Annotated in this window: 29 protein-coding genes and 1 tRNA gene; 22 read left to right on the top strand and 8 right to left on the bottom strand. The window is 49.9% G+C overall.

The window, feature by feature from the left end; genetic code table 11:
• Positions 1-89 precede the first annotated feature (89 nt).
• Positions 90-1,091 carry a hypothetical protein gene (locus tag ACJJIZ_RS20335; RefSeq protein ID WP_444914659.1) on the top strand — a complete coding sequence of 334 codons (1,002 nt, stop codon included), beginning with the start codon at positions 90-92 and terminating at the stop codon, positions 1,089-1,091.
• A gap of 123 nt (positions 1,092-1,214) precedes the next feature.
• On the opposite strand, the gene ACJJIZ_RS20340 is transcribed toward ACJJIZ_RS20335, so the two are convergent.
• A complete protein-coding gene (locus ACJJIZ_RS20340; RefSeq protein WP_444914660.1) occupies positions 1,215-1,676 on the bottom strand; it encodes a hypothetical protein in 462 nt (153 codons plus the stop codon).
• A gap of 147 nt (positions 1,677-1,823) precedes the next feature.
• On the opposite strand from ACJJIZ_RS20340, the gene ACJJIZ_RS20345 reads away from it, so the two are divergent.
• The 14 genes from ACJJIZ_RS20345 (at position 1,824) to ACJJIZ_RS20410 (ending at position 7,809) form a co-directional block, all read left to right on the top strand.
• Positions 1,824-2,159: a response regulator transcription factor gene (locus ACJJIZ_RS20345; protein WP_444914661.1), complete on the top strand. Its 336-nt coding sequence runs from the start codon at positions 1,824-1,826 to the stop codon at positions 2,157-2,159.
• Complete coding sequence (locus tag ACJJIZ_RS20350; RefSeq protein WP_444914662.1) at positions 2,156-2,338, top strand: hypothetical protein; 183 nt, start codon at positions 2,156-2,158, stop codon at positions 2,336-2,338. The genes ACJJIZ_RS20345 and ACJJIZ_RS20350 overlap by 4 nt, the downstream gene beginning before the upstream one ends.
• Positions 2,335-2,637 carry a DUF7673 family protein gene (locus ACJJIZ_RS20355; protein ID WP_444914663.1) on the top strand — a complete coding sequence of 101 codons (303 nt, stop codon included), beginning with the start codon at positions 2,335-2,337 and terminating at the stop codon, positions 2,635-2,637. The genes ACJJIZ_RS20350 and ACJJIZ_RS20355 overlap by 4 nt, the downstream gene beginning before the upstream one ends.
• Positions 2,638-2,802: 165 nt before the next feature.
• Positions 2,803-2,961 carry a hypothetical protein gene (locus tag ACJJIZ_RS20360; RefSeq protein WP_444914664.1) on the top strand — a complete coding sequence of 53 codons (159 nt, stop codon included), beginning with the start codon at positions 2,803-2,805 and terminating at the stop codon, positions 2,959-2,961.
• A complete protein-coding gene (locus ACJJIZ_RS20365; protein WP_444914665.1) occupies positions 2,958-3,245 on the top strand; it encodes a phage antirepressor KilAC domain-containing protein in 288 nt (95 codons plus the stop codon). The genes ACJJIZ_RS20360 and ACJJIZ_RS20365 overlap by 4 nt, the downstream gene beginning before the upstream one ends.
• A 32-nt stretch (positions 3,246-3,277) precedes the next feature.
• Positions 3,278-3,421 carry a hypothetical protein gene (locus tag ACJJIZ_RS20370; RefSeq protein WP_444914666.1) on the top strand — a complete coding sequence of 48 codons (144 nt, stop codon included), beginning with the start codon at positions 3,278-3,280 and terminating at the stop codon, positions 3,419-3,421.
• 80 nt (positions 3,422-3,501) lie between these two features.
• The gene (locus ACJJIZ_RS20375) at positions 3,502-3,756 is read left to right on the top strand and encodes a hypothetical protein (RefSeq protein WP_444914667.1); all 255 of its coding nucleotides are present in this window, start codon (positions 3,502-3,504) and stop codon (positions 3,754-3,756) included.
• Between the two features lie 75 nt (positions 3,757-3,831).
• Positions 3,832-4,017: a hypothetical protein gene (locus tag ACJJIZ_RS20380; RefSeq protein WP_444914668.1), complete on the top strand. Its 186-nt coding sequence runs from the start codon at positions 3,832-3,834 to the stop codon at positions 4,015-4,017.
• Between the two features lie 30 nt (positions 4,018-4,047).
• Positions 4,048-4,377 (top strand): hypothetical protein, encoded by a 330-nt coding sequence (locus ACJJIZ_RS20385; RefSeq protein ID WP_444914669.1) that lies wholly within the window; start codon positions 4,048-4,050, stop codon positions 4,375-4,377.
• Positions 4,364-4,810, top strand: a complete 447-nt coding sequence (locus ACJJIZ_RS20390; protein ID WP_444914670.1) for a hypothetical protein — start codon at positions 4,364-4,366, stop codon at positions 4,808-4,810. The genes ACJJIZ_RS20385 and ACJJIZ_RS20390 overlap by 14 nt, the downstream gene beginning before the upstream one ends.
• Entirely contained in the window at positions 4,810-5,409 is a 600-nt protein-coding gene (locus tag ACJJIZ_RS20395) for an ASCH domain-containing protein (protein ID WP_444914671.1), read from the top strand. The genes ACJJIZ_RS20390 and ACJJIZ_RS20395 overlap by 1 nt, the downstream gene beginning before the upstream one ends.
• On the top strand, positions 5,406-6,338 hold the full coding sequence (locus tag ACJJIZ_RS20400; RefSeq protein ID WP_444914672.1) for a hypothetical protein: 933 nt from the start codon (positions 5,406-5,408) through the stop codon (positions 6,336-6,338). The genes ACJJIZ_RS20395 and ACJJIZ_RS20400 overlap by 4 nt, the downstream gene beginning before the upstream one ends.
• Positions 6,331-6,576: a hypothetical protein gene (locus ACJJIZ_RS20405; protein WP_444914673.1), complete on the top strand. Its 246-nt coding sequence runs from the start codon at positions 6,331-6,333 to the stop codon at positions 6,574-6,576. Before ACJJIZ_RS20400 ends, ACJJIZ_RS20405 begins: the two co-directional genes overlap by 8 nt.
• A 30-nt stretch (positions 6,577-6,606) precedes the next feature.
• A complete protein-coding gene (locus tag ACJJIZ_RS20410) occupies positions 6,607-7,809 on the top strand; it encodes a tyrosine-type recombinase/integrase (protein WP_444914674.1) in 1,203 nt (400 codons plus the stop codon).
• Positions 7,810-7,981: 172 nt separating this feature from the next.
• On the opposite strand, the gene ACJJIZ_RS20415 is transcribed toward ACJJIZ_RS20410, so the two are convergent.
• The 3 genes from ACJJIZ_RS20415 to gltX form a co-directional block, all read right to left on the bottom strand.
• Positions 7,982-8,932 (bottom strand): hypothetical protein, encoded by a 951-nt coding sequence (locus ACJJIZ_RS20415; protein WP_444914675.1) that lies wholly within the window; start codon positions 8,930-8,932, stop codon positions 7,982-7,984.
• A 307-nt stretch (positions 8,933-9,239) separates the two neighbouring features.
• Positions 9,240-9,315 (bottom strand) — tRNA-Ala (locus ACJJIZ_RS20420).
• 161 nt (positions 9,316-9,476) lie between these two features.
• A complete protein-coding gene (gltX, locus tag ACJJIZ_RS20425; RefSeq protein WP_444914676.1) occupies positions 9,477-10,952 on the bottom strand; it encodes a glutamate--tRNA ligase in 1,476 nt (491 codons plus the stop codon).
• A 276-nt stretch (positions 10,953-11,228) separates the two neighbouring features.
• Here gltX and ACJJIZ_RS20430 point away from each other — a divergent pair, with 276 nt between their 5' ends.
• From ACJJIZ_RS20430 to ACJJIZ_RS20440, 3 genes are read left to right on the top strand one after another with little or no spacing between them, the layout of a single operon-like run.
• A complete protein-coding gene (locus ACJJIZ_RS20430) occupies positions 11,229-11,756 on the top strand; it encodes a hypothetical protein (protein WP_444914677.1) in 528 nt (175 codons plus the stop codon).
• Between the two features lie 38 nt (positions 11,757-11,794).
• Complete coding sequence (locus tag ACJJIZ_RS20435; protein WP_444914678.1) at positions 11,795-14,308, top strand: TcfC E-set like domain-containing protein; 2,514 nt, start codon at positions 11,795-11,797, stop codon at positions 14,306-14,308.
• Positions 14,295-15,242 (top strand): hypothetical protein, encoded by a 948-nt coding sequence (locus ACJJIZ_RS20440; RefSeq protein WP_444895100.1) that lies wholly within the window; start codon positions 14,295-14,297, stop codon positions 15,240-15,242. The genes ACJJIZ_RS20435 and ACJJIZ_RS20440 overlap by 14 nt, the downstream gene beginning before the upstream one ends.
• Positions 15,243-15,303: 61 nt before the next feature.
• On the opposite strand, the gene ACJJIZ_RS20445 is transcribed toward ACJJIZ_RS20440, so the two are convergent.
• Entirely contained in the window at positions 15,304-15,987 is a 684-nt protein-coding gene (locus ACJJIZ_RS20445) for a fimbrial biogenesis chaperone (protein WP_444914679.1), read from the bottom strand.
• A 460-nt stretch (positions 15,988-16,447) separates the two neighbouring features.
• Here ACJJIZ_RS20445 and ACJJIZ_RS20450 point away from each other — a divergent pair, with 460 nt between their 5' ends.
• Both ACJJIZ_RS20450 and ACJJIZ_RS20455 read left to right on the top strand, forming a co-directional pair.
• Positions 16,448-17,140: a glycerophosphodiester phosphodiesterase family protein gene (locus ACJJIZ_RS20450; RefSeq protein ID WP_282934155.1), complete on the top strand. Its 693-nt coding sequence runs from the start codon at positions 16,448-16,450 to the stop codon at positions 17,138-17,140.
• Positions 17,124-18,332, top strand: coding sequence for a glycerol-3-phosphate dehydrogenase/oxidase (locus ACJJIZ_RS20455; protein WP_444914680.1), 1,209 nt, complete (start codon positions 17,124-17,126; stop codon positions 18,330-18,332). The genes ACJJIZ_RS20450 and ACJJIZ_RS20455 overlap by 17 nt, the downstream gene beginning before the upstream one ends.
• Before the next feature lie 80 nt (positions 18,333-18,412).
• On the opposite strand, the gene ACJJIZ_RS20460 is transcribed toward ACJJIZ_RS20455, so the two are convergent.
• Genes ACJJIZ_RS20460 through ACJJIZ_RS20470 form a run of 3 tightly spaced genes read right to left on the bottom strand, consistent with a single transcriptional unit; the run spans position 18,413 to position 20,010 of the window.
• The gene (locus ACJJIZ_RS20460; RefSeq protein ID WP_444914681.1) at positions 18,413-18,634 is read right to left on the bottom strand and encodes a hypothetical protein; all 222 of its coding nucleotides are present in this window, start codon (positions 18,632-18,634) and stop codon (positions 18,413-18,415) included.
• A gap of 43 nt (positions 18,635-18,677) precedes the next feature.
• Positions 18,678-19,301, bottom strand: a complete 624-nt coding sequence (locus tag ACJJIZ_RS20465; RefSeq protein WP_444914682.1) for an isochorismatase family protein — start codon at positions 19,299-19,301, stop codon at positions 18,678-18,680.
• A gap of 16 nt (positions 19,302-19,317) precedes the next feature.
• The gene (locus ACJJIZ_RS20470; RefSeq protein ID WP_444914683.1) at positions 19,318-20,010 is read right to left on the bottom strand and encodes a pirin family protein; all 693 of its coding nucleotides are present in this window, start codon (positions 20,008-20,010) and stop codon (positions 19,318-19,320) included.
• 132 nt (positions 20,011-20,142) lie between these two features.
• On the opposite strand from ACJJIZ_RS20470, the gene ACJJIZ_RS20475 reads away from it, so the two are divergent.
• Positions 20,143-20,292 (top strand): helix-turn-helix domain-containing protein, encoded by a 150-nt coding sequence (locus ACJJIZ_RS20475; protein ID WP_444908432.1) that lies wholly within the window; start codon positions 20,143-20,145, stop codon positions 20,290-20,292.
• A 741-nt stretch (positions 20,293-21,033) separates the two neighbouring features.
• Entirely contained in the window at positions 21,034-22,011 is a 978-nt protein-coding gene (gene dusA / locus ACJJIZ_RS20480) for a tRNA dihydrouridine(20/20a) synthase DusA (RefSeq protein WP_444914684.1), read from the top strand.
• Positions 22,012-22,043: the final 32 nt, after the last annotated feature.

Genomic DNA, 22,043 nt, shown 5'->3' on the forward strand with positions numbered 1-22,043 from the left:
GAGCAGGATTTTCGGAGGGTTAAACAAGCACATTCGTCAAAACAAAAAACCTAAACACACAACTGCACATTTAAGAAAAGGAAGACTTTATGAGTGAATCGCCGGAAGCAAATACGGTAGATACGAGCAAGCATGAAGATAAGGAGTTCGATGTAATTGCTTACTCAGGGATGGTAAGCCGAAGCGGCTACGATCAGCTGTGCGACCATCTTAGAGATTATAAATCTTCAACGGCAACTAAAGCTTATCTTATCCCTCTCACTGTAGGTGGAGACCCTGACGCAGGCTATCGAATAGCAAGAGCAATTGGCCACCTCTACCCAGATGACGTTAGAGCCCTGATACCCGACGTATGCAAAAGCGCCGGCACATTAATGTGTATTGGCGCCAACGAGCTAGTCATCTGCGATAAGGGAGAACTTGGCCCGCTTGATATTCAACTATCAAAGAAAGATGAGATTTTTGAGCTTGCCTCAGGATTAGACATCAGCCAAGCTATCGCGGCCATCCAAAGCGCCTCCATGGTGACATTCAGACACCTTCTTTTTGAGCTAAAACTTGAAGGAGGACTTGGTACAAAATTAGCAGCTGAACTGGCATCTAACTTAACATCTGGATTATTTGCACCAATCGCAGCACAAATAGACCCCATTAGACTAGGCGAACATCAGCGCGCAATGAATATTGCAGACGCATATGGGCAACGCCTAAATAGAAAATTTTCCAATACTACCGACGAACAAATACGCCAACTTTTGAGCGCCTACCCAACGCACGGCTTTGTAATTGACAGGAAAGAGGCCGCTGAGCTATTTTCAAGGGTAAGAGAGCCATCAAAAGAAGAAGCTCTCATAGGCGAAGTAGCCAGAAGAGCAATGCTTTCAAGCGGCACCTCCCCTGAAAGTTACGACCCAAAGGTTAGGGTCTTTAAGCTTGAAGAAATATTAAGACATATGAACGCCCAAGAGGTTAAAGACGAGGGCTATGAGGATGAAAATGAGGGACCAAATGATGAATCCGCTGCAAAACCAGCTTCAGGAGATCCTGAATCAAATGAAGCCAGTAAACTTACTGAGGGAGCAGATACGTAAGGATCAATCAAAAATATTCGAAGAGCAAATAAAAGCGCTCAACACCCCACGTAAGCCAACACGCGCAGAGTAGCCACACAAAAAAGCCCGCAAAAGCGGGCTTCTTCTTATCCGATACAGCATCTAGAAAAGTATCTTCTCCGCCATATCAGCCTCAATCACACCAAGGGACACACAAGTCAACGTAATATCCTGCGTAGCCGCTCCTGGCTTGTACTCACCCTGGATATTTGAGCGAATAATCACTTCCCGATCATTTACAACAACATTAAAGGCCACTTCTGTTTTGGTCCGATTATCTTTCAGATAATCGATGCCCATAGTAGTACCACAGCTGGCCTGTTCCGGTGTGAGCTTCCAGTTCTTCAGTGAAGTAGAGATATAACCAGACTCTGGGTCAGAGGACTGGATCTGAAACCCTTCCAAAAGCAAAGCCCGCTCAGCCTGCTTCAGAATCTCAGATTTGCTCGATAAGTGTTCCGTAGCGAACGGCTCATTCTTAACCTCTGGCGCCTCATAGGTCATCGCACATCCCCCGAGACCCACCACCAAAGCCGCTGCCACTCCATAACCTAGCGTTTTCATTGTTGTTTTCCTCCATGGATAAACGCACTCCGAGCATATCAACCGCCAACCTGAATTCAACCTCATACAAAAATATAGGAATACCTATTGTTTTAGAGAACCGGTTTATCTATATTTATCATCAACACCACGGATAGGGCACCCAACATGGACACCGCCACAAGCCACCTAATACCCCTGGCACCACGCCAAGCGGAAGCGCTAGCACATCGCGCCCGAGGGCTCTCAAACCGGGAAACCGCCCAGGCTATGCAGTGCTCCGTCACCAACGTCAGCAACCTGCTCGCCGAGTGCTTCTACAAACTGCACGCCCGCAACAGCACCGACGCCGTGGCCAAGGCGGTAAAACACGGATTAATCCAGTTCGTCCTGATCGCCACGATTGTCAGCGGAATTGGCGCAGAGCAAGAACAGCTACGCACCCGATTCCAACGCCGCCTCACCTCACAAACCATCCGAAACAACCGGGAGGGAATCGCATGACCGCCACCGTGTTTGTACACCCCACGGCGATGAGTAAAAACAATATCGACCGCCTCAAACGCCGCATCGATATTGCCAACGCCGTCCACAAAATTGGCACCCGCCTAGTGCAGCCAAAACCCACCACCGCAAAGCCAGTAAATAACAACTGGCCACCGTTTGGAGGTGATGCCGCATGAACCAGAACAACCCAGCCCACAGTGTGGAAACCCTGCTCACCGTCGCAAATCGCCATACCGGCGCCAGCGAAATTGCCGCACAGGTTTTGCTTTCTGCTTGGAATAGCAGTGCCTTCGCAGTTCCCGTTGCAGATCTGGCACTGCTCGACAGCGCCAACTATCAGCACGCCATCAACGTAATGACATTGCGTTACCACTGCAAAGAGCCTCAAGGGGTAATTCCAAACGGCGATAAAAAATTCCATGCCCTCTACCGAGAATGGAACCACTTGGAAATCCAGAGGAAGGAAGCCGCGTGAACCAAGCCCAGCCGCTACCGCAAATGCCCTGCCCTCACTGTGGCAAGCCAGCAGGGCCTGTATTTAATGGGCAATTGCAATTACGCGGCTGGAATTGCCAACCCTGCCGATACTGGGAACCCGCCATCGGTAGAGAAAGGAAGTTCAAAAAAACGGGGCCCGGCCATGAGTGAATTCACCCGAATTTTAGAGCTGTACGAAGAGCTGCTGGCCAAGGCGAAGCTGCAAGAAGTTGAAATGAAAAGTATGCGCGAACAAATCGCCACACTCTCCGAAGCCATCCAAGGCCAAGCCCCACAAAAAGAAAATCAGGAGGCAGCGTGAGAAAGGAAAAAACCTTCACCGTCACCCAAGCCGCCCGCCTATTGGGAATGGGCAGAAACAATTTAATGAAACTCATGCGGAACAACGGCTTATTACACAGCCAAGAACCCATGCGCAACTCCCCCACAAAGTGGGCCACCACGCAGGGCCTGCTCGTAGCAGAAAACGCTGAATACAAACGCGGTCCAGTGGCAGTGCCGTATATCAATACCAAAGTTACATCTAACGGCATGGTTTGGATGCGCGACCTTATCGAAAAACAAACCGTACCCGAAGCTAGTTAATCACCCACAAATAAAAGCAAAGGATTGAAAAAATGTACGTATACCAGAAAACCGAGCCCGGCCTTTGGACAGTAGGATTCTATGATCCTAGCGGCACCTGGCATACCGACTCCGATCACAGCGATCCCGAACTTGCCGCCAATCGCGTGGCATTCCTAAACGGCCAAAAAATTTAACCGCGCCCCAGGCGCATCAGTCAGCTGTAACCGTTAGGGCTGCCGGTACGGAGCCCAATTTTAATTAATTGGAGAACTCCATGAAAAGATTCGCACTATTCACTGGCACCTACAACTTAATGATGGGTGGCATCAAAGATTTCAAACGCTCCTACGCCACTGAAGAAGAAGCCTACCAAGAGGTGGAGCGCATTGCCCAAACCGACCCATTCACACACTGGGCCCAGATCTTCGACAAGAAAACCGACACCGCAAAAATTTATCGTATCGACGATAAAAAAATCACCGAGGACAAATCCTCAGATTGCCCTCACCCAGAACCAAACGCCGCCTGACCCACAGCCAATAACTTTCTAAGCCCGCCCAGTGCGGGCTAAGTGGGTAGAAAACAATAGTAAGAGTATCGAGTAATGAATACGGCTGAATTCAACAATCAATACCCACCCGGAACCCCAGTAATTTTTGTTGATGACTTTGGAAATGAAATAAGCACGCACACTCGCTCAATTGCTTGGGACGTATGCGGCACGCCAGTTGTAAAAATTGAAGGGAAAGCCGGCGGCGTTGATATTGAAAGAATTAAGCCCAGCCGTTGATATCAGCTCAACAAGAATCAGGGAGCCATTGTGAAAGCACGGCAATACAAAAAACTCTGCAAGAAAGCGCGTGCGCTGTTAATTGCGCTTGGTGAACCTATTGATGCTTTCTCGCAAGAGTATGAGCACATGGGACGGCTTGAGTGTGCATACGTCTGGGGGATTAATACCGGCCCCGACTATTCCGGCGAGTACGACTGGTGGGACGCTTGGTACATATTGAGTAATCAGGTTGCCGACAAAACCGCAACATGGGAAGAGCATGAAGAGAACCCTTACCGCACAAGCATAACAGGCACTATCGGCATTTTGCGGTATGCGCGGCAAATGGTGGAGACCCCAAAAAATGCCCAAGCGTAAACCCCGCAAGCCCATGAGCCAACGCGCCCTGCACGCCCGTCGGGTAAACCGCTGGCTACCCGGTTTGCTCCTCACTGCGCGCAGCAGTACCGGCCTGGATACCGACGGCGATCCTATTTTAAAGATCACCCACCGCCGCCAACGCGGCGCCGTAGGCGATATCGCCCGCGCTGATTACCAGCATGAGATATTGAATTGGCAACACCACTGGCAGGTGACGGTATTTGTTGAGTGCAAAACCTCTGAAGGCGATTTCTATAAAGACTCGACCGAGTTCGAAGCCTACGGCGTCCGCCTTAATGACCTAGCCGAATTAGTACGCCCAGAACTCGACACCATCAAAAACAAAGCCAACCCCAACCACTACAAAGACCACGGCTGGCAGGCAGAGATTCTACCGAATCGTAAACAGGAAAAAGGGAGAGCTGCGTAGTGAAAGAGAAACCAATCTTATTTAATGCGGAAATGGTGCGTGCAATACGTGATAACCGTAAAACCCAGACGCGCAGACTAATAAAACCGCAGCCTTTCAGCGGCGCCACGAACGGGGAAATTATCGACCAAATAGGTGGCCTACTTCCCGGTCGCAGCCTTTCCAGCATGATTACCGATGCCTGGCAATGTGGGTTTGTTGATGTCGCTTGCAGGTATGGGGAGATAGGTGATCGCCTACGGGTGCAGGAGGAGCCGAGCATCGTCCGTGAGATTACTGATATTCGTATTGAGCGTATTCAGGACATCAGCGAAGAGGATGCGAAAGCCGAAGGGTGTTACTCAAATGAAGAATATGCAGATTTAGCAGGAAAGGAAAATATTTGGCCGTGTAGAGTGTGTGAGGGTTATCAAGCTCATTCAGCTATGGGAATCCATTTTGGATGGGAAGAAGTGGATTGCGTGATATGTGATACGCCCATTAAGAGATTTCGTGAGTTATGGCGATCTGTCTACGGCGAAGACAACTGGAATCAAAACCCCTGGGTATGGGTTATTGAGTTTCGTCGAGTAGAACAGCAGGCGGAGGCCGCCGCGTGAAGCTCTGGCAATCCCTCACCGGAATCGCCGCCCTAATCTTCTGCGGCACCAGCCTCGCGTTTACTGTGCAGCTGTGGATATCTATGCCCGCAGGTCTCGGCGGGCAGGTGGTGGCCGGGGCCACGGCGGTGGCGCTGGAGCTGTGCAAGTTCAGCTTCGCCCCTCTCGGCCTTTGGTTGCGCAGCCAGGGCCAGGCCAGTGGCTATGCCCTGCTCTGCCTCTGGCCCCTGCTGGTAGTGATCAGCATTGTTGCAACGGTCGGATTCCTCGCCACCCACAGCGACGAACAGCAACAGCGCAGCGCCCGTAACAGCCAGGAATACAAAGCGTTGCAACAGCAGTTAAACAGTTTGCAACAGCAGATAAACACCCTAAACGGCTTGATCAACACCGACGCCAACAACGGCTACCGCCAGCGCGCCATTAATACCGCCGCACAGTTATCCACAATGGAGGCTGAGCGCACGCAGCTCATAGAAAAGCTATCCACAATCGAACAGACACCCGGCACGCACAGCGCTTTCAGCAGCTTGGCGAACACCCTCAACACAGACCCGGCAAAGGTTCAGCATATCGGCTTCCTTGCCCTGGCGATCATCACAGACATAGTGGGATTGGTTGCGTTGCTCGCGTTTAACGCCGCCGTAACAGTTGCGAAACGCGCCACTACACCGTTGCAACAGCCTGAAACGGTGGAAACACAACTGTTACACACCACCCACTTGAGCGAAGAACAACAGCAACTGGCCCAGCGAATCCGCGCCGGGGAGTTCGGCCACAAGCCCGTAATGCGCAACATCATCAACGATATGCGCCTTAGGCACGGAACCGTTAAACCCGTTTTCGACGCCCTGCAACAGGCAGGCACACTCAATAAAAATGGCCGGGGATACTTCCTCGCGAGTCAGGGAGGGCTGCCCAATGGGTAAGCTGGTTAAAGGGGTCACCTGGGCCAAAGAGCAATTCGAAAAAGGCTCCCGCCCAGGCAAAGAGAAAATCTTGGAGTGGATAGAGGCCGAGCATATCCCCGGCCAGATCATCGCCGGGGAGCCCTATGTGGATGCCGACCGATTCGCCATACGCGACCACACCGGCAAAACCCCAGCACAAAACACCTCCGCCAACGATGACCAGCCCAGAAGCGGGCTAGACCTGTTGGCAGGCTGAGAACAGATTAAGCAGTAGGCGAGCAAGGAAATGGCCAGACCTAGAAAGCCCCGTATGGTGGGTGACACAACATTGCCGGATAACCTCTACCCGGACCCGCGCCACAGGGAAAACTACTGGCGCTATCGCCGCCCGGATGGCTCCAACAAGATATTCAAAGCATCTCTTGAAGATGCTCTGCGCATGGCCGAGCAGGCCAATGCTCACCGGGGTGATAGCGTAAAACGCAAACCCATGAAGGTGCCAGATAGGGCCAGCTTTGCACATCATGCTACGCGCTATATGGAGTGGCGTGTAGAGAATGACCCCCGATTACCCGGCAAGGCCAGCTGGCGCAATCGCTGTAATGCACTAAAACGATTTGGCGAAGACTTCGAAGCTATCTCTATACATAAAGCTAAATTAGCCGATCTGCGTAAATGGTGGGAATCCCTCACTTATCACCAGCAGCATGCACGCCGCGCCGAATTTAATAAATTCTTTAATTACCTCATGGCTGAAGGCTTATGCAAACTGGAAAGCAACCCATTCACCACAGCCGACGACCGACCGCGCCTGCTGGAAAAGGGAAAGCCCATAAAAAAGCGCCAACGCTTAACCCTGGAAGCTTACTGGACCATCTATGAAAAGGCCGGGGAATTGGGCTATGAAGCGTTACAGGTGGCTATGGGTATCAGTATGCTAACCACCATGCGCCGCACTGATATTTGTGAGCTGAACTTTGAGAAACACCTACAAGGCGAACAGCTACGCAAGACGATTAATAAATCTGAAGCGCAAAGGGATAGCCTCGCCGCCAGCCATTTAAGTTTTAATTTAAAAACTCATCAACAACTTGGCAAACTGATTAACCGCGCAAGAGAACTCAGCTTAAGAAATTACCGCTGCCCCTACATACTGAGCCATACACCCAAGCAACGGCGAACGGGAAAAATTAAAGAGCATGTTTGCCAGGTAATCCCCGACCGGTTGAGCGATATGTTTACCGAAGTCCGTAATGCTACCGGACTCTATATCGGCCTACCCAAAAACCAAACTCCACCCAGCTTCCATGAAGTGCGCAGCCTTGCCTCAGACCGGTTTAAGCGTATGGGTTATGACGTGAAGTCAGTGCAGCAATTGATGGCACATACTGATGAGCGAGTTACTCAGGCTTATCAAGCAGGACACGGCATCGAGTATGAGGAGATTAGCATCTATTTGGATGAGCAGGCTATTGGGAGAGAGTTTTAAAATTGCGCACCCTCAACTATAGATAAATTGCGGGGCGAGAATATAAATTCCAGAATGAGATAGGCCTGAGGCTTCAGAAGGGGCTTTAGCTAAAGCCCACCTATAACATTAAGGTAACAGCCACAAATAACTAACGCCGCCAGAATCAAGTATAATTTTTCTATATAATTAATCACGTAATATCAGAAAAATCTCGCGCACCACTTAGCGGTACATTTACTGGAGCAATTAACTCTCCATCATCAGAAAATTTATATTGCTTAATCTGGTCATCGGTAATAAAACGAATGATATCTCCATTAGAGTTTTTAATAACAAATCTAGCCATACTATCATCAGTAATTTCCAATGTCTGACTAAACTCAGATAACGGTATTTTATACTCTAACCCCCTTAGCTCTATTAATGCAGAGGATGTCGCTATAAAATGATTTGGTAACAAGAAACAACCATGTGCGCACTTGGTTTCTTGGTTCATCTCACCATATCCTCCACTAGTGAGATCTTGGAGAGAAAGGATATTTTTACCTTTTTCATCGTAGAACCTATCAACTAGCAACTGATACTTCACCACATTTTTACCCTCCAGAAGTTCCTCTTTCCCCTTTTCTGTAAAATGAGGATGCCAGCTACCACGCTCTGGACGCGGAATGATGAAATGCATACCAATACGAACTGTCTTTATTGTTCCTTCTTCATCTAATTCTGTACTAGGTCTAAATTCATATAAGTGGATAGGCTTTCCATTAGGGAAATTTTGGGCAGCTTTAGCATATTGCTTTGCAGGTGCGGTATAACCCGTTGCAGAAAAAAATTTTCCATCAACGACCTCAGATAAATCTGGAAGTGCTCCACCTAATTTTTGGAGATCCCCCCTACCTACAGGTTCATCCTTGGTTGTGTAATCTTTTGCTTCTCCCATCGATTTCCCAGATTCACATTCGCTCAAAACGTCAATTTGATATAAAGTCTGAGAGAAATTCCCTCGCAACCTTTTATCATGGGTAATCTCGCCTTCATTCATTAAGTGCTCGGCAACACAAGACAACATTTCATAGGCCGTTCCCCGCTTCGAAGGTGAATAACCAAAAATTTCCTGAAAAATTCTATCTATAGGTGACATCGAACTTCCCTTTCCTAATAAGAATTACTTTTGGCAAGCTCCTATATATATCACTTTAACGCCCGTACAACGCAAATAAATCAAGCACTATGCAGTTTATAGAAAGAGGGCTCACCTTCAGACCATCAGTACAGCCAATTCAATACTGAAGTAAGGCAAATATGCAATCGAATGGGGAATTAGAACAGATAAATGACAGACGAAAAAAAAGGGCCTGAAGGCCCTTTTTTCATCCCCGCAAGTTTTTGTGCGGGTTTTTGTGCAGTTTTTGTGCACATGGACCCTTCATCGCTGAAGGCCCCGTATTTGGTGGAGCTAAGCGGGATCGAACCGCTGACCTCAACACTGCCAGTGTTGCGCTCTCCCAGCTGAGCTATAGCCCCAAATTTTGTTGCTTGACGTTTCCGTCGAAAGCGGGGCGCATTTTAGCAAGGTTTAGGCGCCTGTCAACAGAAAAAATAACTTTTTAATCAATTAGTTAGCTGCTGACACCACAGGCCCCCGGAGGCTGCCGCCTCCAGGGGCTCACCAACGCGAATCAGCCTTACTTGAGTCCAGCGTACTCTTTTTCCCAGCGCTTCAGCACCTTCTTCCCGGCACCGCCCAATACGTCGATCGCCTGGCGCAGGCGGGCGCGGCTGAGGTCGGGGCCCAGGAGCACCATGGCTTCCATCACGGAGAAGGACGCAGTGGTGCCGCTGATGGCGACAAACAGTGGGGCGTTAAAGTCTTTCAGCTTGATTTCCATGGCTGTGGACAGGGCCTTCACTGCCTGGAAGATACTGTCCTTGTCCCAGGCGCGCAGGGCTTCCAAACGCCACAGGGCAAATTGAAGCAGCTTCTTCTGGTCATCCAGGGGCAGCTTGTTACCGCTGAAGCTGTCTTCGGTCAGGGGCAATTTGCCAGAAGCGAGGAAGCTAACCAGCGGGGCAAAGTCACCGAAGGTTTCCATGCGCTCTTTCGCCTGGGGCAGAACCTTAAGCAGGTTGTCGCGGTTAAACATCCACTCGGTCAGGCGATCGGCGAGTTGCTCGTTTTCCAGTTCGCGAATCCATAGGCCGTTCAACCAGGACAGTTTCTCTACATCGAATACCGGACCGCCCAGGGAGACACGCTGGATGTCGAAGAGCTCCAGCATCTCTTCAAGGGAGAACTTCTCGCGCTCATCCGGCATGGACCAACCCATACGGCCCAGGTAGTTAAGCAGTGCTTCGGGCATAAAGCCGGCACGCTGGTAATACAGAATAGAGGTGGGGTTCTTACGCTTGGAAAGCTTGGTCTTGTCCGGGTTGCGTAACAGCGGCAGGTGGCAGAGCACCGGCATTTCCCAACCGAAGTATTCGTACAACAGTTTGTGCTTAGGTGCGGAGTTGATCCACTCCTCACCGCGAAGAACATGGGTGATCTCCATCAGGTGATCATCCACCACGTTCGCCAAGTGGTAAGTGGGCATACCATCGGACTTGAGCAGAATTTGTGCGTCTACCTGGGCCCAATCAATTTCAATAGTACCGCGCAGCAGATCTTCCACCACACAAGTACCGCTCTCAGGCACATTCATACGCACTACATAAGGTGCTCCGGCAGCGCGACGCTTTTCAACTTCCTCTTCCGGCAGAGCCAGGTCACTGGGCTTCAGTGAAGTACGGCCCGCTTCGCGCAATCCTTCACGGAGTTGCTCCAGTTCTTCCGCCGTACGGTAGCAGTGGAAGGCGTGCCCTTTTTGTACCAGCTCATCGCAGTAAGTTTTGTAGATATCGCCGCGCTCACTCTGGCGATAGGGGCCGTGAGGTCCGCCGACATCCGGTCCTTCCTGCCAATCCAGCCCGAGCCAACGCAGGCTGTCGAGAATGGCTTTCTCCGATTCCGGGGTACTGCGCTGCTGGTCGGTGTCTTCAATACGCAATACAAACTGGCCGCCTTGAGCGCGGGCAAAGCACTGGTTGAAGAGGGCAATATAGGCTGTACCAACGTGGGGATCACCGGTTGGAGACGGTGCGATTCGGGTTCTTACGGTCATGATAAACCTGATTGATAAATGGAGGACTCGTTAAACCGCAGGATTATAGCGCTGGCCAGCCTCTTGGCACAGGCGGGGTTTTCTCCTCAATAAGAATATTTACGCGCCATAACTTCATTATTGTGAGCTAATGACGTGACATACATCACGAAAAAAGTATTATTGCGGCCATAAAGAAGGAATGGCTTGACTAACGTATTACCCCAAATTTTGCAGGGGTTTCCGCGAGCAGCTTCTCCCTAAGAACGATAAATTAATCGCTCAGGATGGCATACCATGCAAAAAAATGTAGTTCGCACACTGTTTTCTGCTATTGCAGCAGGTACCCTTTTCAGCATTTCTGCCGCTTCAATGGCCGCTACTGATAGTGCAAGTAGTGATATCACTCTCTCTTTCACACCCACAATTGAGATCACTCGTGTAGACAACCTCACGATTACCGACCCCACTTTGGGTACCGATGCCGTAGGCACCGAAGATTTCTGTGTGGGCGGCCTCGGGTTCTCCACCTACAGCATCACTTTCGACAGTAATGACGGTGAGAATGATACGGAATTTACCCTGACCGACGGCACCAACAATGTGCCCTACAGTGTTGGTTTTGATAACAGCATCTCCGGTAGCTTCGAGACGGTTACAATAGGCGATGCACTGACAGGCAAAACCCGGAATATTGCTTCCTGTGGCTCCAGCGATAACGCGCGCTTCCAAATCACTGTGGCCAACAGCGATTGGGAAACTGCAACTGTGCTAAATGGCACCACCTATACCGATACCCTGCTGATCACTGTCGCCTCCGAGTAACAGTAAAGAGTGGCTGGCCCTGCCAGCCATAGCTCAATATGGCAGGACGTCATCTGGGGCGCCTTGCGCTGGCTTTGTGTCTGGTGCAAGCCTCTTGCCCTGATGCCCTTGCAGCGACCGCAGCGACTTTCCTACTGGAAACCTCTGCTCCTGAAGGGTTTGATGATCTCACCGAACCCCAGCAACTCGTGGTGGATCTCTACTACGGCGGCCGGGAAATTGGTGCTGCGCAAGTCACAATTGACCCGCGCTTTGTTCGCTTTGACTCCCCGTCTGAGGTACTCGAACTATTGCCCGAGGTTCGCGATACCGAGCGAATTCACTCCATCCTCGAACGACCGCAAACAAGAAACAGTCACCATGTATGCCGCTCAAACCGGCAGATTGGCTGTGGCTACTTAATGCCCTCGGAGTTTGCCGTTATTTACGATGAGCAGCTCTACCGGCTGGATCTTTTTTTCTCACAAGATCTGTTACCGCAACAAGCGGCAATCAATGACCCCTATTTGCCGGAAGCGAGTTCTGACTTCTCTGTCGTACAAAACCTGAGCGGTTCCTGGAGTGGGGTTGAAAGTGATTGGGGCCCGGACAGCTATAGCGCTGCATTAAATGGCAACACCATAGTGAGCTTTGGTGAAAGCGCTCTGCATTCACAATGGTCAGTGGCCTCAGAGCAGGACAGCCGGATCCATAATCTATATTGGAGTCGGGATTTTCAGGGGCAAGCCTATTCGGCCGGCCTTTTACAACCCCAAGGGGGCTTTGGCTATTTCCGGCCCCAGGAAGCGATCTATGGCGTAGAGCTACGCACTTCCCAGCGCACCCGAACCGATATCAGTTATCAACAGGGAGCGCCGGTTGAAATTAATATGCCGGTGCGCGGTAGAGTCGAGGTATATCGGGATGAACGACTTATCCACACCGAACTACTGGAGGCCGGCAACCGCCTATTAAATACCTCTACCCTACCCCACGGCGCCTACGATATTGAGGTGCGCACCTACGATGAAGCGGGGCGGGTATTAAGCCGGCATATCGAATTCTTTGCCAAGGATTCGCTACTGCCGGCCCCCGGCGAATGGTTTTGGAGCTTGCAGGCAGGCTTGCCCACCCGCAGTTTTTGGGACGACACTCTGCCGGACCACTACGAAGAAGGAATTACTACTGCCTCTGTCGCACGCCGTTTAACGACCGGATTGAGTCTTTTTGTTTCTGGCGCCGCAACCGAGGAGCAGCAATTGTTGGAAATCGGCGGTCGCTGGATTGGCGAAGGCGTTGAAGTATCCCCAAGCTTGGTCACATCCGGTGATGGACGCAGCGGATACCGATTGCAGGCATTACTTAAAATGCCCTACGGGACTTTTAGTGCAGTAAAAACCGAGCTGGATGCCAATACAACACCGTTCAATAACGATAAATATACATTGCTGCCGGGCAGCTATTCCCAAACAAGTCTGAGTCTGCGTACAGCGGTACTGGGAGGACAGCTATCCCTAAGATTCAGCGAGCGGGACCAAAACCAACTCCCCGGCAGCATCGACAATGGCGATTCACTGAGCAGTGCCCAGAAGTTAAAAACCCTGGAGTTCCGCCACCCCTTTTTTAAAAGCACCCATTGGCTCGGCAACGCCACTCTGTCCCACGGTGATGCAGACGGCGAGCAGTACACCAGTCTGGAATTCCAGTTCCGAATGCGCTCCAAACACTGGCAACACACCGCTAATCTCTATAGCGACAACAGCGAACAAAGCACTAGCAGCGAGCGATTTGCACTACAAAGCCGCTGGTACGACCGGGATTTATGGGCGGCTGAATTTGAGCAGCAGCTTTCTGTGGAAGCATCCCCAGAAGCCAATTACCTGGAGGCCCGTACGCATTTAGCGGGACATCACGGATACTTGAATACTGCAGTTGGTCTTTATGATGATGATGAAGGCCGTGCGATCAACTACCTCGGAGGATTCAGCACCAACCTGATTGCCACAAAAAATTCCCTCAATTGGGGCGGTGAGCAAAATCTCCAGAGCGCGGTTATCGTAAATATCGAAGGCAGTGAAGATAAAGATTTTGAAGTTTTGGTTAATGGCAGCCGCCGTGGATACGCCAAAGGCGGCACAACGTCAGTGATTAATTTACCGGCTTATCGCAGTTACAACCTTTCCCTCCGGCCCCTGGAAGAGGGCTTTTTCGATTACCGGGAAACCTCCGAAACGATTACCCTGTATCCGGGCAATGTGGGCGCCAGCAGTTACCAGATACTGCCACAAATCCTGGTACTGGGCCGATTGACCAGCCTTGGCCAGGGGCTGGCAAATACAGAAATAATCATTGGCGAACACTCAGCGCAAACTGACCAATATGGTGTTTTCCAAATGGAATTCCACGGTGAACATAGCACCATCCTAAATACAGAAGTTCGCTGGGGAAATTGTAAAGCCTCAATCGAAGCCGCTTCATCGGGCGATAGCTGGCTCAACCTGGGAACCATAGAAGAGTCAGAGGCCAACTGCCAGACTGGGCAAATAGCAGAGGTAAGCCGTGTCCGTAATTAAGAAGCTGCACAAACTTGGCCTGGCCTCTGCGCTGTTGATTCCGCTATTTAATATACCAGTACAAGCCCAGGTAAATTGCTCCAGCAATAACGATTTGCGAGTTTGTGGCCTGGAAGATTCACACACTATTGATTACGAATCAGAACCTAAAGAAATTCAGTTCACTACCCGAAGCCTGCTGGGAAGCTGGACCCTGCGCTACGATGTAGAAGTGAGCCCGCTCAGTGGATCTACTTTCGCACTATTTGCGGACAGTGGTGAACAGCTGGATATTGATATTTCATTTCGAGCCAATAACGGCACCACGGAAACACTCAGTCCAGGAACTCAGTCCGCTACTTTTGCCGGCACCAGCGACGATGCAGATACTTATTTAGTGATCGAGCTGGACAGCAGCCAAATACCCTCTTCCAGCCGCTACTCCGCCAGCTTTGAGATGACACTGAATAATTATTTTATTATTTGGACTGCCGGCACCGAAACAGTTCAGTTTGACATTGTGCTGGACGTAGAGCCAAACATCGCCATTCGCAATCTGGGTGATATTGACCTCAGCAACAGTGGCACCCTGTTTGGACAGGCCATTGAGGGCAGTGAGGACTTTTGTGTTGGCGGTATAGGATTTAGCGGTTACACAGTAAACCTGTCCAGCGCCAATGGCAGCACCGGGGGATCAGGCAGCAGTGCCTATGAATTGGGGGGAAACAGTGAACAAATCCCCTACAGCGTAGCCTTCTCAGACAATCTGGCTGCAACTTCAGGCATTTCCCCGGATAGCCTTGGCGATATCTCCGGCAGTTTTAGCCGAACTTCGGATGAAAACTGCCTTTCTGATAATGCGCGAATTTATATTTCCATTGCGCCCTCAGACTGGGAAAACGCGGGCGAACCTCTCTACACCGATGTACTCACAGTAACGGTGAGCAGCCAGTGAGCTAAATACAAAATAATCCTTTAATCCGCCCAGCCTGCTATAGGCAAGCAACCAATTCTAATTAGCCACTAAGAGGAAAACGAACCCGCTCACTCTGCTGCCCTCGCAGTAAAACTTCCAGCTCGCCGCCAACGGGTTTACCCGTTACTTCGATACTGGTGCCAGCGTATAACCGACCGGTGGCCTCAAGTTTTTCACACTTCTCTTCAGTCACACAATGACGTACTTCCACGACTTCTACATTAATATTGCCACTATTCGTGAGTCGGTAATGATCCCCTTCAGCCACTAAATCAATTTTATAAGCTCCGCCTTTTGGCTGCACAAATACCAATGCTTGATAAGCTACAAGGATTTTTAGTGCCGTTCTGTCACTCTTGATATCACCTACAACGGGTTTAAAAGTCACCCGGTAGACTTTTTCCTCTTCAAGATCTCTATCTAAGGCCATTAAGCGAAAGCGCTTTCTCTCTCCGGGGGCCAGGACAGCTCTTGCGGGGCTGATAAGGAGTTTAAATTCATCGGGATTTATCACCCTGACTCGACTCTCATTATCATGGCCGGGGTTATCCACACGGAATATTTCAGTTTGGATATATAGCGTCTCATTATCTGGGTTGCTGACGAGAACATCATCCCGGGCGCTGGGAGTATCTTCCAGGTAAAGGACAATTTTATCCACAGACATAGCTGCCATTACTGGCTGGACGACAAAGAGTAGCAGTGAAAGCAGTACTTTTTTCATAAAGAGCGGGTAGTTTTAGAACTTCTTATAGTAAGCGCAATATCGGGCTGTTTTATCCACAAGTCAAATCGGAACCTAATGAGCCTCCCTTAAATCAACATCACCAGCCCTGCTAGTAAATAAGAGGCAATACTGATTTGCCCTACACCGCCTGAAAAGTAAAACACTGCCAACGTAATAGATCATCCTGACGGGACATACCGCTAGCTAACTCAGTGGCGCGCTATCCATATGGGCAGTGTGCAATCGATTCAGCATCATCACTATGTAAAAACCCCAGCCCTCCATTGATAGCCCTCTGGTCCCATATTTCCTCCCCGTGAACCTTGCAACAGCGGTGGCACCGTCTATTTTTCCTGTATGACCCGGCTCCAGCCAGGGTCCGGTTCATCTCTGGGCAAAGGCCAAATTACGCCCAATTCCAGACGACAATAACACCCGCTTTTCGGACCAGATTCACATGTTAATTGCTCATCGCGGCGACAAGACCCGCCAACCAGAGAATACGATTGCCGCTTTCGAGGCGGCCCATAATCTGGGGGCCTGCGCTATTCAGTGCGATATCCGCTTCAGCGCCGACGGCACCCCCTGGTGCTTCCACGAGGATAGCCTGCACATCCCCGGCAATGACCAGTCCCAGGTCTTCCACTCCCTTAGGGACTCACAGTTACACCACCAGTCGATCAATCGCTTTATCGAGCTGGTGGACTGGGCCAGCTGCCATCGCCACCTGGATTGGTTTATCGGTATCTCACCTGCCAATATCGCCGCCACTGGATTTGTCACCGCCGTTAAAAAGTTAATGGAGCTGATGCGCACCGAGAATGAGTCATTCGCTCTACTCACCGCAGACTGCCGCAGCCTCAGAGCCGCCCGCAATATGGGCTGGCATCGGGTTGCCCTTGAGATCAATAGTGTCTCCCGGTGCCTATCTGCCGACATTGTTACTTTGGCGCCAGAATATCTACTAATTCGCGACAGCCAGGTTGAATGTGACGAGTTGCCCCCAGGCCCCTGGCAATGGGTTGTCTATGAAATCAATTCGACAGAAGAGGCAGTACTCTGGCGCAAGCGCGGTGCTCACCATATTCTCACCGGCAACTTGCCGCTGCTGATGCGCTCCCGGGAAGCGAGTGATGTCTACGGATTTTGATGTCCTGGTAGTCGGTGCAGGTATACAGGGGGCGGGAGCCGCCGAGGCCCTGGCCACCAATCACTATTCCGTGGTGATACTCGAACAGCTGGGAATCGCCGCCGCCACCTCCTCTCGTTCTTCCAAGCTTATTCACGGCGGCTTGCGTTATCTGGAGAGCGGCCAGTTCCGTTTGGTCTACGAGTGCCTGCGGGAGAGAAAGTGGCTACTGGACAACAAGCCCGAACTCGTGAGAATGGTCCCTTTTTATATCCCTATCTACCAGCAAAGCAAGAGACCGGCCTGGCTGGTCCGCTTGGGGTTGAGCCTCTACAGCCTGTTGTCGGGAATAAACAACAGCGATTCCCGCTTTCGAAAAGTCCCTAAATCCCAATGGGACAGCTTGCCAGGTTTGAATCGGGAGGGCTTGAAGGCTGTATTTCGCTACTACGATGCACAAACCGACGATGCCGCTTTAACCCGTGACGTTGTGGCTTCGGCAGTCGCTCAAGGCGCTCAAATAATTTGCCCTGGCAGTTTGGTAGGCGCAGAAGTCACCCGCGACCATGTCCGGGTTGATTATGTGGCAAACGGCAAGCTAAACACCCTGCGCACCCGTGCACTGGTCAATTGCAGTGGCCCCTGGGTAGCCAATACCAATGCTCGCTGTACGCCCCCAGTAGATATTCCACCTATCGACTTGGTTGCAGGCACCCATATCTTGTTGCCTCTATCACTGGGCGACAAAATCTACTACGTCGAAGCTGATGACGGACGCGCAATTTTTGTAATGCCCTGGCAAGACAAAACCCTGGTGGGGACCACAGAGCGGCCCTATTTCGGCGATGCTCGCGACGTAACACCGACTCTCGAGGAAGAGAGCTATCTCTTACAGGCCGTACAGAAATATTTTGCGCAAGCCCGAGGGCTGAACGGCGAGGACATTTGTGAGAGCTACGCGGGGCTGCGAGTACTCCCTGAAATGGAGAAGAGCCCCTTCGCGCGATCCCGGGAGTCCATTATTTGCTGCGATGACGATAAGAAGCCACGGATGTTGGCCGTAGCAGGCGGCAAATTGACCAGCTACCGCGCTACTGCCCGCAAGATACTGAAAAAACTGGAGCCCACCCTCCAGGCTGGTCGATCGATTGCTACAAAAAATACCCCGACCAAAACAGAAGATAGTTCCTCCGAGAGAGAGCGAAATATTTAAATACATTTTGAATGTGCAGTTTAATTTTTCGACTTCAAGTCACTTTAATATCAACCCAAAATAGTCATCTGACAAATAAATTATCTCTTCACCTTTTTACCGTAAATGTGCCCAACCAAATAGAAAGCGAACGGTATAATCAAATAGCTAATAATCGGCACTATAATCGCCACAGCAGCAATTACTTGTAACAATTTATGATCTGGGAAAATTAGGGCTAAGCTGTCGGGAATAAAATAAACCAAAGGAATCAGGGATAAAAAAGTAATTAATGTAGCAAAATGCTTATTGTGATGAACCATAGATATACTCCCGCCCCTCCCGTAAAATGGGAGGGGCTTTGAATTACTTTTGGTTTGCTGCAGTAAGGTAGCTGCTATATACCCATCGATAGGTCGTGTGTTGAGCTAATATGTCCCCAAGCTCCGTGCCGTGATCACTTCGCCAATCATCCATCATCTCAGCCAACACGGATGACCAGGTAGCAACTTTAATGCCCGCCTGCGTCATACGATGCATAGCAGCTTGTGTCACTGTACTATTCCAAGTACCAGAAGCATCCACTACGGCATATACATCATACCCTTCGGCTACAGCAGAGATAGCGGGAAACATCAAGCAGACATCCGTAACGATGCCAGCCATAATTATTTTTTTACGCCCGGTTGCCTCAATAGCTCGCTTAAACTCCGGACTTTTCCATGCGTTTATCTCACCTTCACGCTCAATTATTTCACTGCCCAAGATGTTTGTTATCTCTGGCATAATAGGACCATTAGGGCCTTCAGGCATACTCGCAGTAACAACAGTGGGTAAATCTACTGCTTTCGCAAGATTTGCCAATCCCTTTATGTTCTCCGTCATCAGATGCGGATCCAGATCCCGACAGCTCACCAATAGTCCCGTTTGATGATCAATTAATGCCAATACAGAATTGTCTTTAGTTAAGGTCTCTGAAAACTTATTCACGGTGCCACCTACCTATTTAGTGTTTTAACTTTCTAATAACAATTGCACTTGTATTAACATCTGCAATTAACTTACCGCTATAACTCCTAATTAAATCTCCATCCTTCACGTTTTCTTTTTGCCCAGATTCAGAAAAGACTCCCCAGCCTTTAGTTAGGTAAACCAGAGTTTCACCATTAAATGAAATTTGCTCAGCTGCATTTAAATTGGCGATCTCGATAATCGTACTGTTATCAAAGGTCACTGTTTGATCATCGCGGCCCCCATAAACCCGGGTGACCTTATTTTGGCTGGGCATGTAATACTTGTAGCCTGCGGCTTGACCAGAGACAGTTGGTAAGACCCATAGCTGGATCATTCGATTTTTTTTGCTATCCGGGTTCACCTCGTTGTGTGTAAACCCCTGGCCTCCAGCTCGCTGGACTTGCACTCCTCCTTTATCTAAACCTTTGCCATGCTCTAAAGAGCCCTCATGTTGTATTCGTCCATCCACCATGACCGAGATCACATCTATCTCACGGTGAGGATGCATGCCTGTTTCGCCTTTCGGATTGAAGCGGGCATCGGCCAGATAAACAAAATTATCGAGCCCTTCAGAGGTATGTGGATGTTTGTGCGGACCGAACACCTGGCTATCCGTCACCAACCTGTGCTCGGTAAGTCCAGCAAAACCGCCAAGTGGTAGTGAGTCACGTTTGAGGATTTTCATGATGTGCCTCCAAAATATGTAAGCGATGGAGGTATCTTAGGTACAACTTATTGTTTGATATACACTAAAATCAGAATATGACTATCCCACTTTCAACAACAATAGATTTCTATGAGCCAAGACCTCAAAGATATGAAGGTGCTTTTAGCCGTAGTGGAAACAGCTAGCTTTATCCAAGCCGCAAATCGCCTGGCTATACCAAAAGCCAACATAAGCAAGAAAGTCGCCCACCTGGAGGGTCAGCTATCAGTCAGGCTCTCAAATCTTAAAGGAGGTAGGTAGGTAGTATTTAAATCACTGTCTGCGTATTGAAGAAAAGATGATACAGGCCGAAAGAAAAGTGCCTGAAATACTGCAGGTTCATCACCAACCATGCTCACTTTAAAACATGAAATTCCTACAAAAATTAAAGGTTAGGAAAATCATTAAAAGTTATTTAATTAGCGCCCTGGTAAGATCCTCCCAATAATTTCTCAGTATGAAATAGGTGCTCGAGAAAATATAAATCTAAATTTTTCGAATGACTTCTAAATTATTAATCGGGGCACTATTGCAAAATTAGAGCAAGGAAAGAAAGAAAGAAAGAAAAATTATTTATGCACCACACCCATAAAATAGAATCAGGATTACTTAAATCTGCGCGTTTATGAGGGCTCTATCTGAGATATTTAAACAAAGAAGCTGCTATTTAATAACGCCATACAGAGTCCATGCTCTCAATGAACTGCTGGCAAGATAATACTCTGACCTTATCCCAGTTACTCACCACTTAGGCGAGCCTAGTAGCGCTAAGTATTCACCAAAAGAGGCCCCGGTTCTGGAACTACACAACCAGCCCAGCAAGCATACGTTGCCCAGCGGGACAGCTGTCAGACCCATGCAACCGGTACAAATGTTGGGCACAATAAATGCTCAAGAGGTCAAAATACCCTCATCCACATACATTTCCACATGGGGTCTACGTTTTACATCCCATATAATGGCGGGCTACTCTGTTTTTATTAGTCTGTTACACCGTAGTTTATGTCCGATTTTAGCCCCCATCGCTTTTGTACCGCTCCGCTGCTTGATTGGAGCGACCGCCATTGCCGCTATATGTGGCGCCTATTGAGCAAGCATGCACGCCTGTATTCGGAAATGGTGACCACCGGGGCAATACTGCATGGTGACCAACAGCGACATTTGCAATTTGATGCAGCTGAACAACCTGTCGCCCTGCAGTTGGGGGGCAGTGACCCTCAAGAACTTGCTGAATGTGCCCGTGTCGCCGAGGAATGGGGCTATAGCGAAATCAACCTTAACTGTGGCTGCCCCAGTGACCGAGTCCAGTCCGGGCGTTTTGGTGCCTGCCTTATGGCGGAACCGGATGTGGTAGCCGCAGGACTCACTGCCATGCGGGAAGCGGTATCTATTCCGGTTACCGTCAAGCACCGTATCGGCATCGACGATATGGAAGACTACCCAGGCCTGACCCGCTTCGTGGAGGCCCAGGCCAATGCCGGTGTGGATACCTTTATCGTCCATGCGCGCAAAGCGTGGCTAAAGGGGCTAAGCCCCAAGGAAAACCGCGAAATTCCTCCGCTCAATTACGACATGGTTTACCAGTTGAAGAAAGATTACCCCAAACTGCAAATTGTTATTAACGGGGGGATCAATTCAATTGAGGAATGCCAGCAACATTTAAGCCACGTGGATGGTGTTATGCTGGGGCGCGCGGCTTACCAAACCCCGACAATCCTGGCCCAGGTGGACAGCCAATTATTTGGCGGTGAAACAGGCCCGGATGCCATCCAGGTGGTAGAGCAGATGCTGCCCTATATCGAGCAGGAAATGCAGCGCGGACAGCGCTTGAATCATATCACCCGGCATATGCTCGGGTTATTCCAGGGCCTTCCTGGTGCTCGGCGCTTCCGCCGCCATTTGAGCGAAAATGCCCACAAGCCGGAGGCGGGTCCCGAGGTGCTTGAACAGGCACTGGCCCAGGTCACCCAAGCCGCTTAGACCGCTTTCAATATGTAGACCAGTGAATAATT

It is taken from the genome of Microbulbifer maximicatervae (SeqCode), assembly GCF_052467225.1.